The sequence below is a fragment of the Neisseria sp. HMSC055H02 genome, from assembly GCF_001813335.1.
Classification (GTDB): Bacteria; Pseudomonadota; Gammaproteobacteria; order Burkholderiales; family Neisseriaceae; genus Neisseria; species Neisseria sicca_C.
The window spans coordinates 192,485-206,455 of sequence record NZ_KV812087.1 but is presented as its reverse complement, the minus strand read 5'-3'; the positions used below and the strand labels follow the sequence as shown (position 1 = coordinate 206,455).

Genomic DNA, 13,971 nt, shown 5'->3' with positions numbered 1-13,971 from the left:
ACCGTAAAGCCACCCCCATCCTAACCTTCCTCCGCCGGAAGGGGGAAGGAACAAGATTGCTGATACGGTAAAAGGTCGTCTGAAACCCAAATCCTGTTTTCAGACGACCTCTCTTCATTCTTCCGTAAAGTCTTTGACACTTAAACGGTGCAATCCCAAACGGGCGGTTTACCGCAAGCCGTTTGCGTCCAGCCATTTCTCCAAGTCTTCGGCGCTGATTTTGCCGCCGTTTTCTTCCAAATCAAGCTTGTTGACTTGTTTGCCTTTGCTGTATTTCGCTAAGACAGGCGTGCCGCCGAGTTTGTATTGTTGGTGGAACGCGGTCCATGCTTCTTTGTCTTGGTGCAGGCGGTGGACGTTGACGAAGTAGATTTTGCCGTTCAGGTTGCGGCTGGCGATGTAGCGTTTGAACATGGGTTCGAAGGCGTTGCAGTCACCGCAGCTTGGTCTGCCGATGTAGGCGTAAACGGTGTCTCCGTTGGCGACGCGTTTTTTGAAGCTTTCGACGGTCAGGCTGTCGAGGTGGAAGTAAATGTCGGAATAGGTGTCTTCCAGCCGCTTGGTGTTTTCGGCGGAAAGGCGCACGGCGGTTTGCGCTTCGGACAGGCTGTTTTTTAGGGCTTCGGTTTCACGGTCGGCGGCGCAGGAACACAAGAGCAGCGCGGCGGTCAGGACGGGCAGGATTTTCATGATTCGGCTCCTTGGTTGCGATAGGGAAAAGTATACGCCTTTCGCGGCGGCGGGGTCGTCTGAAACGCTGGAAACGGCTTTTTTCAGACGGATTTTTGATGTATGGCAATGGGCGGGCGAAGTAGCGTTGTGTAGCGTGGGCTTTGCCCGTGGTGGTTTGGAGGCATCGCTTTCTCGCGGGTAGAACCCGCGCTACGCTGGGGTTTATTTCTCATTCAGCCGCCCTACCCCGGCCATCTCTTCAACAAAAGGTCGTCTGAAACCCAAATTTGAGGTTTCAGACGACCTTTTTTACTGCATTGCGTTCAACTTTAAATGTTGTGTCAACCGATTCAAACCAAGCCCAGCTTTTTCAGCAGCGCGACGCTGCCTGCGTCCACAAGCCTGAAGGTTTCGTCAAAGTCGCCGGTGTACCACGGGTCGGGGACGTGGCGGTAGCCGCTTTCGGGGATGAGGTCGGTGAGTTTGAAGATTTTGTCGGGGTGTTTGCCGAACATTTTTTCCAGTTCGGCAAGGTTGTTGTCGTCCATGGCGATGATGAAGTCGAATTCATCGAAATCTTCGGAACGCACTTTGCTGCTGGTAAAACCTTGATGGTCGATGCCGTGGGCGGCGAGGGTTTTGCGCGTGCCTTGGTGCATGTTTTCGCCGTCGTGCAAGCCGGATGTGCCAGCGCTGTCGGTACGGACGCGGTGGGCTACGCCTGCTTCGCGGGCGCGGTGGCGCAGGACGTATTCCGCCATGGGGGAGCGGCAGATGTTGCCGAGGCAGACGAAGAGTACGGAATGGTTTTTCATAGGCGGTTTAGGCGTGTTCGGAGAAGAATGGGTTGTGTCCGTCCAGGGACAGGGATTGCGCGTAGGTCGGCAGGTCGGCATTTTCCGGCAAAACGTCGTGCAGGATGCGGATATGCTCGACGCGGCATTCCGCCATCAGGTCGAGGAAGTTGTGTTGGATGACGGCGATGTTGTCGGAGGACGAAAGGTTCCACACGAACACTTGCGGAACGACTTCAAACGCGCTGTCGGTCGCGTTGAAACCGAACAGAATCTGCCCGCCCGCCCTTGCGGCGATGACGACGCCGACGCGCGGACTCTGCATACGGATGGCGCGGATGGCGTTGGTGGCGAATACGTCCATCGCCATGCGCTGACGGGTGTGGCTGCCGTCGGTCAGGGCTTGGAGCGGGGTGTTCGGAGACAGCGGATTGGTGAAGAGGGTAACGCCGGCGGCGGCAAGGCTTTCCTGCCAAACCTGCATCAGCGGCAGGCCTGCCTGTTGCAGGTTGACACCCAAGGCGGTTTGCAGGTTTTTGTCGCCGTAGCCCAAGGCGTACACGACGTGGACGGACTGCCCTTCGGGGCAAATCAGCGGTTTGTCTTCAAAGGTTTGCAGGAACGCGGCGGCGGATTCGCTGTTTTGTTTCGCCTTCCACCACTGTTCGGGCGTGATGCCGCTCAGGTCGTCTGAATGGGCGAGGAAGGGCAGCCATTGGGTGTTTTGCGTTAAAGCACGCAAGTGGGGATAGTTGGACAGGCAGGCGGTCAGTGCTTCGGTAGGCAGCGTCAGGGGCAGCGTGCGCTCTTGTTTGCAGCCGGCGACGATGACGACGGGCAGGGCAAACCATTGGGCTTCGTCGTCGTTTTCGGCGGATAAGACTTGATTGATGCTCTGCATCAGCGCGTTGTAGGTCTCTGCATCGGGTGCCATGGTCATGGCGACGGACAGGTTGACGTAGTAGTTTTGTTGGAGCTGGCTGCGGATTTCGGCTTGCAACTGTCCCACAGCAATCTTGCGGGTCGCAGCGGTCGTGCCGTGTGCGAGCAGGGAGGCGTTTACCAGTAAATGGTTTTTAACCGGAGTTTGCGGATAAGGACGTGTGTCGTGGAGGATGAAGGTGTTCATATGGATATAAATCGGTGGTTGTCCGGACAGCTCGGATTATAACAATATCGCGATACGGATTGGGAAAAGGTCGTCTGAAAACGAAAAAAGGCGGGAAATACGCCCGCCTGCCCTCAATCAAAAATCATATGTCCCAATTTGTCAGCTTTTGTGTGCAGATAACGTTTGTTTTCCGCATTCTCGCCGACATGGAGCGGAATACGTTCGACGACATTGATGCCTGCATCTTTCAAGGTTTGAATTTTTTCAGGATTGTTGGTCAGCAGTTTGACGGCGCGGATATTCAGATGGTCGTAGATTTGCTTGGCAAGCGTAAAGTCGCGTGCGTCAACGGGTAGTCCGAGTGCGAGGTTGGCTTCGACCGTATCCATCCCTTCGTCTTGAAGCTTATAGGCACGGATTTTGTTGATTAAGCCGATGCCACGCCCTTCTTGACGCAAATAAACGATGACACCGCGCCCTTCTTGTTGAACCGCTTTCATCGCCGCTTCAAGCTGCGGGCCGCAGTCGCATTTTTTGGAAAACAGCGCATCGCCGGTCAAACATTCGGAATGGATGCGGGTCAGAACGGGGAGGTCGTCTGAAAAATCGCCCATCGTCAAAGCGATATGTTCTTGTCCGCTCGGTTCTTCAAAACCGTGCATAGTGAAGTCGCCCCATTTGGTCGGCAGACGGCAGGAGGCGACGAATTTCAAGGTATTATTCATGTTCTTCTTCCTTGTCTTCGATGCCTGCCAATGCTTTCAGCGGCTCGGCAAGCGCCAACGCCAGCGCCGACCAATCTGTTTGGGCTGCTTCATCGGCTTGATCTTTATCGGCAAATTCAACATGAACCACGCCCAAAACCGTGCCGTTTTGCGTTGCCACAGGGATGGACAACTGGCTTCCACAGCCTTTGTTCCTATCGCCTTGGATTTCATCAAGCGAAAGCCAATAGGCAATATCGTTGGCAATATTCATCCAGCCGCTCTGCGCCGTACGGCAGGCAAGGTAAACCGTACCGTTTTCTTCATGCACCGCCAACAGGTTCTCCAAAGGCTCGCCTTGCGCCGAGATACGAACCAGCCTTGCATGCGGTTCGCCCGGAATGTGGATGTAAACCGCCGCGCCTTTGACAGCTTTTGCGCGGCTGAATACCGAATCCAGAGCCATGAAAACCTGTTTGAGCAAAACTTCATTTTCCGGCGTTTCTTCAATATGGTCTGCCAGCTTCCAACCGTCTTCTTCACGCCATAAAACCGAGCGGTCAATCGAAGCATTGCCCATATCCATTACCGTCTTCGCGGTCAGATAAGCAACACGGAGGTCGTCTGAAGACAGCTTCAAACCCTGTGTCTGTAAAAAATCCTGAATCAGTAAAACGGGCATGATGTTCCTCTTTGATATTAGTGTGTTCCGGCAGATAACCGACCTGCCATTATATCGGTCAGAATAAAGCAATTTCAAGCCAAAGATTGTTTGCAGAGCAGGATACTTTGTGTATAATCTTCGGTTTCATCACGCGGACGTGGCGAAATTGGTAGACGCACCAGATTTAGGTTCTGGCGCCGAGAGGTGTGAGAGTTCGAGTCTCTCCGTCCGCACCACCTAACCCCTTTCAGGGGTTATTTTTTGTCTAATCAAATCTAACGCAGTAATCAAGATTCAATACTGGTAAGGCTTTCAGGCTATTAACCCCCTTGCCAAGTGTCTAAATACCCCCAATGCCGTATAATTGAATAAACCAAAATATGGGGGTATGATTCGGGGAATCTGACAACACTCATAAAAAACATACCCCCAATGCCCCTAAACGACCGCCAAATCAAAGCCGCCAAGCCGTCTGATACTGGAAAGAAAGCCAAGTTATTTGACGGGGGCGGCCTGTATCTTGAAGTTACCCCAGCGGGCGGAAAAGTATTCCGCCTGAAATATCGTTTTGCTGGTAAAGAGAAAACACTCACTATCGGGAAATATCCTGCTTTCTCATTGGTAGAAGCCCGCCAAGCCGCCGAAAATGCCCGCCGCTTGCTTGTATCGGGGCAAGACCCCAGCGAAGCCAAGCAACAGGAAAAGTGCGAACGGCAAGCCGCCGCCCTAAATACCTTTGAAGCCATCGCCCGCCGCTGGCATTCTGACAACCTAATCCGCTGGAAAGAAAACCACGCCGCCCGAGTGTTGAGATATTTTGAAACCGACGTTTTCCCCGTTATCGGCGAAATGCCGATACAGGAAATCAGGGTAAGCGATATTAAAACGGTTCTCGACGGCGTAATGACACGGGGCGTGAACAATACGGCGGAAAAAATCAGGGAATGGACAGGCTCGATATTTGACTATGCTGTCATGCTTGAAGTAGTGGAAACCAACCCCGCCTATTCATTGCGGAAATACATCCCCGCCAAGCAGACCGACCATCGCCCCGCCCTGCCCCGTGAAGAACTGACCGAGTTTTTTCGCCGCCTGATATTGGCAGAGATTGAGCCGCAAAACAGAATAGCCCTGATTTTGAATATGCTGACCTTTTTACGAAGCACGGAACTAAGGGGCGGACAATGGAATGAAATAGACTTTGACGCGGCAATATGGACAGTTCCCGCCCAGCGTATGAAGCACGAGAAGACCGCGCCGAAACCGCCCCATGCCGTGCCGCTGGCTGACTGGACGCTTGAACTTTTGGCAGAACTGAAAGAAATCACGGGTAATACCCCGTTTCTGTTTCCCAGCAGAACCAAGACGGACGGCTTTATCAGCGACGCAACCATCAGCCGTATCATTGAGCGCATGGGCTATAAAGGCAGAGTAACCCCGCATGGTTTCCGCTCCCTTGCAAGCAGCGTTTTGAATGAACAAGGCTTCAACCCTGATGCGATAGAACGGCAGCTTGCTCACATTGAAAACAACAAAATCCGCGCCGCCTACAACCGCGCCGATTATCTGAACGAGCGCAAAGAGTTTATGCAATGGTATAGCGACTTTTTGCGGGAACGGTATAACCAAGCATTGCAACTGATTCAAGATGGCAAGACTGATTAGAGGTCGTCTGAAAATATCTACTTCGAGTTTTTGCGTTGTTTTCATTAGTTTAAAGGTGTCAAATGATTCCACATACCACATATCCAAGAGATATTGCAGCATATAGCCCAAAATATGCGGCTATATTCAATATCCGTAAAAACCCTGAATTTCATGACGTACTAGGAGTTTTTAGCTGGCAAGCCGAAAGGGTGCTAACTAGAGCATTTCAAAGCCTTGAAAAATTTGAGTATGGTGTGTCGCTATGGAGTCATAAGGAAACTTACAAGGTTTCTTTAGTTGAAGAGCAGGTTAATGACGCGTTAGAGAAGTATCAGGAAAAGCACGGAGACCCTATTGATTATTCAGATTATTTTTATCCCGTGATAGAAGAATTGCACTTTGGGCAAAGTTTGGAGATGCGCCTAGAAATGCAGTATTTCATCACGGCTAAGGCTATTTATGAGTATGTTTCAAACTTCAAAGACAAACCATTGCAAGAAAACTTTAATCAATTTAGGACAATAGCAAACTTAATTTCAACATCCATAGAGTTCATTTCTTTGGAGTTGAGAAAAGACCAAATCAGCATAGAGGCAATAACAGAAAATGCCCGAAAAGCAAGCAAAGCCAGGCAAAGCCATTATGAAAAAGCGGGAACGATAGCGGCCGTAAATCAGTTATTGGAAGAAAGAAAGGAAATGTTGAATCAATGGGGTGGAAAAGCTAAATTAATCCGCCTTATTTTAGAAAAAATTAATAACGATGAAATATCAGCCCCTGACGTTCCATCGGAAAAAACAGTTAAAGAATGGATAAAACAGTTTCAGGAAAATATGAAATCAACAAACTGATTTTAGGGAAGTAACATGCTGCTTCCTTAACAGCCGCCCACAGGGGCGGCTATTATTTTGCCTGTCATATAACCCCGACTAAGAAAGGCAAAGCATATGAATACCGTATTACGAGTAAACGATACCGCCCGCGTTATGGGTGTTTCACGGGCGACTATTTGGAATTGGGCAAACCCTAAGAGCCGCCATTTCCGCCCTGATTTTCCTAAGCCTATCAAACTTTCCGAAAATATTACCGGCTGGCTTTCCAGTGAGATTGAAGAGTATCTTGGCAAACTGGCAGCCAAACGCGAAGAGCGGGCAAATTGATTTATCAGGCGCAAAACAAATGCCGCCTGAACGGACATTCAGACGGCGGAAAGGATTATTAAGCATGAGCAGCTATTCTACCAACGGCAAACCCAAAACGCCAAGTCAACGAGAGCGCGTTTTGTCCCGATTGAAACAGGGCAGCGTTACATCATGGGAGCTTTCCCAAATGGGCATATTGGGCTACAACACGCGCATCATGGAGCTTCGCAGGGCGGGGCATGACATCGTTACCGTGATGGAAGAAGTAACCAACCAATTCGGGGAAACCGTGAAACGCGGTCGATTCGTATTAATCAATTAAATCAGGAGCTTTAACTATGAATATCGAATATACAAAGACAACTTTTGAGACCCGCCAAAAGTTACTGAAAGAGGAAGAGGACAAATGCAGCGAACTGACCGCCCAAATTGAAGCGGCAGAAGCGGGCGTTACAGAAGCGCAGGCGGTTATCAATGAATTTGCGGGGCTACGAAACAGACGCAAAGGCATATTTGCCAATTTATTAAAAATGGGCAAACCCACAAACAGCGAAGAAGCCAAAGGGCTTGATTCAGAGATTGCCGCCAAACGCGAAGAGGCAGACCGCGCCGCCGATATGCTGGAAGCGCAAAAAGAACTGTTGGAAAGCCTTTTTAATGAACGCCTTCAACATCTGAACCGCATTTCAGAGCTTCGCAATTTACTGGCTGTTTCCCGTTATGAGATGTTTATCATCGACATAGAAGAAACCCACTTGCCCGAGTATATGGAAGCCGCGCGCGCCTATATCAAAGCCGCCGCGAAATTGGTAGGAATCGGTAAAGCCTCCGCTGAGATGAGAGCGAATCTACTTGAAAACGGTTTGCGGGCTGATTGCCCGTCCTATGGGCAATCCATGCCAGATAGAATCATTGATTTACGTTTACCCGGCTTCTTCAACATGATGGACGGCACAGGCGGGGAAGAAAACGCTATTTTCGACATCTTGGAAGACATGGAGAAAGAAAAAGAAGCGGCTTTGGACAATTTGAAATAGCAACACTCAACAGCCGCCCAAAGGCTGAAAAATGGCTATTGGGCGGCTTTTTGAAAGGATTAGGACATGACTCCGAAACAAGAACAGTTTGCCCGTCTGTATGTGGAAACGGGCAATGCAAGCGAAGCATATCGGCAAGCCTACAACGCTGACAACATGAAGCCCGAAACGGTAACGAATGAAGCCTATAAGCTGCTTCAAGACCCCGATATTTCCGCGATGGTGGACGGCTTAAAGGAAGAAGCGCGGCAACGACACGCGGTAACGGTGGGCGACCTGTTGCACGAATTGGAGCAGGCGCGGGCGGCGGCACTGGCAGCACCCACGCCGCAAAGCAGCGCGGCAGTATCGGCCACGATGGGCAAGGCAAAAATGCTGGGCTTATTGGTGGATAAAGCGGAAATCAAGGCAGAGGCGGAAATCAGCCAAGTAAAACAGGAAGAGCGCAAATGCCCGCTGACAGAAGAGGAAAGAAAACAAGTTTCCAATACTTTTTTTAATAAGTCATACAGTGAAATCACGCTTGCCGATATTACAGCCATTGTTGGAGACGATATAGCGCGGATTGAGTATGCAGTAGTCCTAATTGTATTGGACAAAATAATCTAACCCGTCCAATGCAAAAACATTTGACAAATCGAGCCTTGAGAATCAGAATCTAGGTTCTCTCTTAAATTAACTAGCCCAAATCAGCAGGGTAACGCTGATTTTTTATCGCCAAAATTCTTTCACGGGCGTTTGTAATGTTATTAAACGTTAGCATTTCAGACGACCTATCACGAGTTATGGCGGTGTGTGGTAGCGGCAACGCCCACGCCTGACTAGTTACAGGAGAGAGCACCGCCCCCTATTTCGGGCATTTCTCAAATCTCAATTTAACTAGGAGCATTTCAAATGCAATCTTCAAATTCTATCCAAATCCAAGACATCCAATCCCCATCAGAACAAGGCTTTTGCGCCGTCGTTCACGAACCGACCGCGTATTTAGCCGATATTGACGTTCATTCATGCACCGCCCGCCGTTTGGGCATCTATCCATCACACGCCGCCGCCGTTGCCGCCTGTCGGTCGTTTATTGCTTTGCTTTCAGACGACCTAAAAGCATGGGCTGCTTTCAGCGTAACCCACGCCGGTTAAGTTCACCCAATCCCTGAAATTTACCCGCCTTTATGCCGCCCGTTTTGGACGGCATAGGGCAAACTTCGCCCTAGTGTTTTCATAAGTATTTGATTTTTCGATATTTGATATTTTTGGTGCGCTGGGCATGGAGGACATGAAAACATGAAACCGACTGATAAAAACGACCGTTTCCGCCGCTATTTCAACCGCGCTTTGCTGGTGTTTTGGGTGTTATTGATAGCTTTGGCAATCCGAGCCTGTAACCAGCCCGCCCATGCAGAAACGGAGCAGGCAATACAGACAACACCGACCATATGGGAGACCGACCCGATGGTGGGGGTAGTTTTAGAACCTGTAACAGAGGAGGCGCGGCAATGAAGACCATCACGGAGAAGCTGGCAAACCAGCTAAACAGCAAAGAAAAGGCAATCGCAGCAGTGGACGTTTTGACCGCCGTCTTGCTGATTGTGAACGACGGAGCAAGCCGAAAAGCAGCGATTAACACTGTAGCAGCCATAGCGCGTGAAGCGATGGACAGATATGGGGAGGCAGAACAATGAAACCGACCTATCAAGACATCAAAGCCGCCGCGCAATACCGCTGGCAGGAAATTCACGCCGCCATCGGCATAGACCCGCGATACCTGAAAAACAAACACCAGCCTTGCCCCGCGTGTGGAGGTAAAGACCGTTTCCGGTATGACGACAAGGACGGCAACGGCACATTTATTTGCAGCCATTACCACAACGGAGCGGGCGACGGTTTCGGCTTGGTAATGCACTATCTGAATTGCGGTTTTGACGAAGCATTACGCGCCGTAGCAGGCGTTTTGAACATGGGCGGGGCAAAAAACCCCTTACCGATACCGCCCACACGCCCACAGACGCAGCCACGCCCCGAAAAAGACCATATCGGCAAACTTGCCGCATTGTGGAACGGAGCAGAGCCGATAACTGCCGATTCCCCCGCCGTGCAGTATTTGAAATCACGCGGTTTGGACATGGCGCAATTACCTGAAAACGTCCGTTTTTTGAGAGAGGCGGATTATTGGACGACGGGGGAGGACAAGCCGCTTTTTATCGGTCGTTTCCCCTGTATGGTTTGCGCCATCCGCGATACGGGCGGCGAGCTTCAAGGCTTGCACATGACCTATTTTCAGACGACCTATGACAAGCCATACGGAGAAGACGGGCTACACGCCCCGCATTATCGAAAGCTGGCAATCAAACACCCCGAAACGGGCGAAGTCCTGCCCGCCAAGAAAATGCAGAGCCGCAAACAGGGCAGCATTTCAGGCATGGCGGTTCACTTGTTCCCTATCCCTGCAAACGAACGGCTTGTCATTGCGGAGGGCATAGAAACCGCCCTTGCCGCCCGTGAATTGTTCCAAGCCCGCGATTGGGGCTTATCCGCCGCCTTGAGCGCAAACAGCATGGCGAAATACCACCTTTCAGACGACCTAAAGGAAATCGTGATTATTGCCGATAACGACACCCCGCGCCCCGTAGGTTTCAAAGCCGCGCATGATTTGGCAGTCCGAGCCATCAAGCAGGGCATCAAGGCGCGTATATGGCAGAGCGAAACGCCGGGCTATGACGCACTGGACGAACTGAAAGAAGCAAAAAGGTCGTCTGAAACCCAATCAGACGACCCCATACAAAACACTGGAGGGATAGCAGCATGAAAAATACCGAAACAGCGAAGCAGGAAAGTACCCAAGACTACAACATCAACGACATCGAACCATACCGCCCGCGCCCTCGCTTCGATACCGACCATCGGGGCGTATGGTGGATAAACGTCAGAACGAGCAAAGACGGCGAAGCCGTCGAAGCAGAACCGCTATTGCTTTCCGACCCTATCGACATCATCGGCACGGGGCAGGACAACGACGGCGCGTATTACCGCGTTATCCGCTGGCAGGACAAAATCACACGCCAAACCAAGACCGCCGCCATCCCACAAGCGGAAATCGGCACGGTTCAGGGCTGGCAGCGATTGCAGAGTTACGGCTTAACCGTCATGAGCGGGCGGGCAAAAAGGGAAAGACTGGCAGATTATTTGCAGACACAGGGCAGCCGTACCGCCTTTACCATTACCGACCGCGCGGGCTGGCACGGGGACACCTACATCATGCCCAGCGGCGAAACCATCACAGCAGACGGCAAAACCCCCGCCGTCATCTACAACGGCGACACCAGCCAAGCGGCGGCATACCGACCAAACGGAGAGCTTGGCGACTGGCAGCAAAATATCGCCCGATACGCAGCGGGAAACAGCCGCCTATGCCTGGCATTGGGCGCGTCCTTTGCCGCCCCCTTGCTGTCCCTGTTGAGCGAAGAATCGGGCGGTTTTCATCTGATGGGCGATTCATCCGACGGCAAGACCACCGCCGCCAAAGCAGCCTTGAGCGTATGGGGCAGACCATCGGGCAGCCTGTTGTCTTGGAGCGGTACGAAGATAGGCTTTTCCAATACCGCCGCCGCGCGCAATGATGGCTTGCTGGTGTTGGACGAAATCGTGCAGGCAAGCCCCCACGTCATCGGCGACACCGTTTACAGCGTCATGAACGGAATCAACAAAGTACAGGGCGCAAAACAAGGCGGAAACCGCGCCTTGAGCCGCTGGAAAGTGATGATGTTTTCCACCGGCGAAAAGACCCCCGATTCCATCCTGAAACACCACAAAGGCGATTGGAACGCAGGACAAGCCGCCCGCCTGCCCAGTATCAGAGCCGCCGCCCGATACGGTATTTACGACACCTTGCACGGCTTCGAGAGCGGCGCATTATTGAGCGAACATATCGCCCAATCCGCCGAACAATATCACGGGGCAGCGGGCAGAGCGTTCATCCGACGGCTTTCAGACGACCTAGAACAAGCCAAACAGCAGGCAAACGTGCGCATGACCGCATTTATGGAGACCGTCCCCGAACTGTCAGGACAGGCGCGAAGAGTGGCAAAACGCTTTGCCCTTGCCGCCGCCGCTTTGGAGCTTGCCGCCCCCGTTACCGGTTTAGCCGCAGGCGTAGGCATGGCAGGCGTGAAACAATGCTTTGATGAATGGCTGGAAACCAACGGAGCGGGGAAACACGAAGACCGCAGAATTATCGAGCAGGCGGAGGACTTTATCGACCTATACGCGTTAGGCATGAGGTTTACGGATTGGAGCGATAAAAGCACCAACAAAGACCACGCAGGCTATCGGAAACAGGAGGGGGAGAAATTGGAATTATGGGTAATCCGCCGCGTCTTTGCCGATGAAATCGCCCAAAGCTTCGATGAATTAAAAGTTTGCCGTGTGTTGTCAGACGGGGGATTGCTGAAATACAACCATAAAAACAAAGGCTACCAACACCGACGGAAAGGGAACGGCTGGTTTTATGTGCTGACCCCCAATATGGAACTGGACGACTGACCGTTTGCATAAGGTTAATTCAAAACGCCCACCAAGCCCGCCATGACTGATACAGGCGGGCTTTTTTGCGCCCATTACTTCAGACAATCCATACCCAAACGGCAAAGCGCGCTGATAGCACAATTACGTCCTGTTTCCGCCATGACCGACAAAGACAGACGAGGGATAAATAATTTCAAGACCAATACGCGCGGACAGATAAAACCCTATGCGCGAGGCAAAATCATTTGGTACCTTTGAAACCACAAAACTTTACATTTATAACCATATGAATATCAATATAAAAATAAAGAAAAAACGGTACCAAATGAACATAAATTTACTTGGTACCGATTTGGTACTATTTGGTACCCCTTTATATTCATATGGTTACGCCCAAAAAATAGGAGCGGTACCAAACGGTACCAAAGTTAAGATATGTGTTTTGGTACCGTGAAAGCCATGACTGGCAAGGCTTTTAGCCATTGGTACCAAAGGTACCAAACGATTTTGCGTTTTTTTGTATATATACGCTTTTTCTTTATTCTTGCCTCTTGCTGCTTATCTGTATAAAATTTGATACATGAACAGAGAGAAGCCGATTGAATGGCGTGATACATCGCTAGAAGACCTAAAAGCCTTTCCGATTGAAGCGGTAAGGCATTTCGGCTATGAATTGGGATTGATCCAAAATGGCTTAGAGCCGACAGACTTTAAACCGATGATTAGTCTTGGCAGCGGGGTTATGGAACTTAGAAAACGTTTGCCCGACGGGGCGTTTAGAGTGGTTTATGTGGCTAAGTTTGAAAAAGCCGTCTATGTATTGCACAGCTTCCAAAAGAAGAGCCAAAAAACCGCCCCGAAAGACACAGCAATCATCAAGAGCCGATATAGGGCATTGATACAGGAGATAGAAAAATGACATCGAAAACCACGCATATTACACCGGTAGGCGGTAATGTTTTTGCCGATTTGGGTTTTCAGCCTGACGAAGCCGCCAAACTCAAGGCACATAGCGATATGATTATCAGAACCAAGTTACAGCTTGCCGAAAGCGTCAGCGCATGGATAAAAGAGCAGAACTTGAAACAGGAACAGGCGGCAGAAATCTTTAACACCAGCCGCCCCCGTGTTTCCGATTTGGTAAACGGCAAAATCAGCAAGTTCACGATAGATGCGTTATTAACCATGCTTGCTAAGACAGGCAAAACGGCGGAACTGAATATCAGCCGCTAATCTGATGGCGAACAGCTAAAGTGGAGTAATGCTTACCCCTGAAAAATTTTGACTTTGACAAAATGGGGGGTTATTTGGGGGTATATCCTCATTTCTTGATTATTTTAATGATATAAAACAATGTATTAATCCTTTGGTTTGTGTCTTATCCGCAACCAACATACAAAAACGCTTGAAAATTTCAGGCGTTTTTTTTTCGTTTAATCCTGTCTAATACCATCAACCAAGCCCAATAAATACAAGGCGTTCAGACTGATTGCTATCCTATTGTCTTCTTCCTGATTGTATAATTCCGTCTAATTCATCTTAATTGGAGTAACCTAAAATTTACGGTATCTTTTGCGGTATCTGAAAAATACCTCGAAAAAATACCGTAAAAATGAAGCTGAACGAGCGCCAAATCAAAAACGCCATACCCTCCGAAAAACCATTCAAGCTGAATGACGGGA

At 50.3% G+C, this 13,971-nt stretch carries 19 protein-coding genes and 1 tRNA gene; 15 read left to right on the top strand and 5 right to left on the bottom strand.

The window, feature by feature from the left end; translation table 11 throughout:
- Positions 1 to 168: 168 nt before the first annotated feature.
- Positions 169 to 690 (bottom strand): thioredoxin family protein, encoded by a 522-nt coding sequence (locus HMPREF2907_RS05220; RefSeq protein WP_070680787.1) that lies wholly within the window; start codon positions 688 to 690, stop codon positions 169 to 171.
- Between HMPREF2907_RS05220 and HMPREF2907_RS05215 the strand changes: the two genes are divergently transcribed.
- Positions 689 to 874, top strand: a complete 186-nt coding sequence (locus HMPREF2907_RS05215; protein ID WP_070680783.1) for a hypothetical protein — start codon at positions 689 to 691, stop codon at positions 872 to 874. The two genes, HMPREF2907_RS05220 and HMPREF2907_RS05215, sit on opposite strands and share 2 nt — an antisense overlap.
- Before the next feature lie 148 nt (positions 875 to 1,022).
- Here the strand turns inward: HMPREF2907_RS05215 and HMPREF2907_RS05210 are convergent, their stop codons facing one another.
- From HMPREF2907_RS05210 to HMPREF2907_RS05195, 4 genes are all read right to left on the bottom strand, one after another.
- Entirely contained in the window at positions 1,023 to 1,487 is a 465-nt protein-coding gene (locus tag HMPREF2907_RS05210) for a low molecular weight protein-tyrosine-phosphatase (protein ID WP_070680780.1), read from the bottom strand.
- A 7-nt stretch (positions 1,488 to 1,494) separates the two neighbouring features.
- Positions 1,495 to 2,595, bottom strand: a complete 1,101-nt coding sequence (locus HMPREF2907_RS05205; RefSeq protein WP_070680777.1) for a conjugal transfer protein — start codon at positions 2,593 to 2,595, stop codon at positions 1,495 to 1,497.
- Between the two features lie 113 nt (positions 2,596 to 2,708).
- Complete coding sequence (gene ribA, locus HMPREF2907_RS05200) at positions 2,709 to 3,302, bottom strand: GTP cyclohydrolase II (protein WP_070680774.1); 594 nt, start codon at positions 3,300 to 3,302, stop codon at positions 2,709 to 2,711.
- Positions 3,295 to 3,963, bottom strand: a complete 669-nt coding sequence (locus tag HMPREF2907_RS05195) for a hypothetical protein (RefSeq protein WP_070680772.1) — start codon at positions 3,961 to 3,963, stop codon at positions 3,295 to 3,297. The genes ribA and HMPREF2907_RS05195 overlap by 8 nt, the downstream gene beginning before the upstream one ends.
- A gap of 133 nt (positions 3,964 to 4,096) precedes the next feature.
- On the opposite strand from HMPREF2907_RS05195, the gene HMPREF2907_RS05190 reads away from it, so the two are divergent.
- The 14 genes from HMPREF2907_RS05190 to HMPREF2907_RS05120 all read left to right on the top strand — a co-directional run bounded on the left by HMPREF2907_RS05190 (position 4,097) and on the right by HMPREF2907_RS05120 (position 13,522).
- Positions 4,097 to 4,181, top strand: a tRNA-Leu gene (locus tag HMPREF2907_RS05190).
- Positions 4,182 to 4,377: 196 nt separating this feature from the next.
- Entirely contained in the window at positions 4,378 to 5,610 is a 1,233-nt protein-coding gene (locus HMPREF2907_RS05185; protein ID WP_070680769.1) for a tyrosine-type recombinase/integrase, read from the top strand.
- Positions 5,611 to 5,672: 62 nt separating this feature from the next.
- On the top strand, positions 5,673 to 6,443 hold the full coding sequence (locus HMPREF2907_RS05180) for a hypothetical protein (protein ID WP_070680766.1): 771 nt from the start codon (positions 5,673 to 5,675) through the stop codon (positions 6,441 to 6,443).
- A 96-nt stretch (positions 6,444 to 6,539) separates the two neighbouring features.
- Positions 6,540 to 6,752: a helix-turn-helix transcriptional regulator gene (locus tag HMPREF2907_RS05175; protein ID WP_070680764.1), complete on the top strand. Its 213-nt coding sequence runs from the start codon at positions 6,540 to 6,542 to the stop codon at positions 6,750 to 6,752.
- 64 nt (positions 6,753 to 6,816) lie between these two features.
- On the top strand, positions 6,817 to 7,056 hold the full coding sequence (locus HMPREF2907_RS05170; protein WP_070680760.1) for a helix-turn-helix domain-containing protein: 240 nt from the start codon (positions 6,817 to 6,819) through the stop codon (positions 7,054 to 7,056).
- A 16-nt stretch (positions 7,057 to 7,072) separates the two neighbouring features.
- Positions 7,073 to 7,771, top strand: a complete 699-nt coding sequence (locus tag HMPREF2907_RS05165) for a hypothetical protein (protein ID WP_070680756.1) — start codon at positions 7,073 to 7,075, stop codon at positions 7,769 to 7,771.
- Positions 7,772 to 7,837: 66 nt separating this feature from the next.
- Positions 7,838 to 8,380 carry a terminase small subunit gene (locus tag HMPREF2907_RS05160; protein WP_070680753.1) on the top strand — a complete coding sequence of 181 codons (543 nt, stop codon included), beginning with the start codon at positions 7,838 to 7,840 and terminating at the stop codon, positions 8,378 to 8,380.
- 285 nt (positions 8,381 to 8,665) lie between these two features.
- On the top strand, positions 8,666 to 8,908 hold the full coding sequence (locus HMPREF2907_RS05155; protein ID WP_070680751.1) for a hypothetical protein: 243 nt from the start codon (positions 8,666 to 8,668) through the stop codon (positions 8,906 to 8,908).
- Between the two features lie 144 nt (positions 8,909 to 9,052).
- The gene (locus HMPREF2907_RS05150) at positions 9,053 to 9,268 is read left to right on the top strand and encodes a PTS sugar transporter subunit IID (RefSeq protein WP_070680748.1); all 216 of its coding nucleotides are present in this window, start codon (positions 9,053 to 9,055) and stop codon (positions 9,266 to 9,268) included.
- Positions 9,265 to 9,450, top strand: coding sequence for a polyribonucleotide nucleotidyltransferase (locus HMPREF2907_RS05145; RefSeq protein ID WP_070680744.1), 186 nt, complete (start codon positions 9,265 to 9,267; stop codon positions 9,448 to 9,450). The genes HMPREF2907_RS05150 and HMPREF2907_RS05145 overlap by 4 nt, the downstream gene beginning before the upstream one ends.
- The gene (locus HMPREF2907_RS05140; RefSeq protein ID WP_070680741.1) at positions 9,447 to 10,574 is read left to right on the top strand and encodes a DUF7146 domain-containing protein; all 1,128 of its coding nucleotides are present in this window, start codon (positions 9,447 to 9,449) and stop codon (positions 10,572 to 10,574) included. Before HMPREF2907_RS05145 ends, HMPREF2907_RS05140 begins: the two co-directional genes overlap by 4 nt.
- Positions 10,571 to 12,307, top strand: coding sequence for a DUF927 domain-containing protein (locus tag HMPREF2907_RS05135; RefSeq protein ID WP_070680738.1), 1,737 nt, complete (start codon positions 10,571 to 10,573; stop codon positions 12,305 to 12,307). Before HMPREF2907_RS05140 ends, HMPREF2907_RS05135 begins: the two co-directional genes overlap by 4 nt.
- 562 nt (positions 12,308 to 12,869) lie before the next feature.
- Positions 12,870 to 13,208 carry a type II toxin-antitoxin system RelE/ParE family toxin gene (locus HMPREF2907_RS05125; protein ID WP_070492805.1) on the top strand — a complete coding sequence of 113 codons (339 nt, stop codon included), beginning with the start codon at positions 12,870 to 12,872 and terminating at the stop codon, positions 13,206 to 13,208.
- Positions 13,205 to 13,522, top strand: a complete 318-nt coding sequence (locus HMPREF2907_RS05120) for a helix-turn-helix domain-containing protein (protein ID WP_019270431.1) — start codon at positions 13,205 to 13,207, stop codon at positions 13,520 to 13,522. Before HMPREF2907_RS05125 ends, HMPREF2907_RS05120 begins: the two co-directional genes overlap by 4 nt.
- Positions 13,523 to 13,971 lie beyond the last annotated feature (449 nt).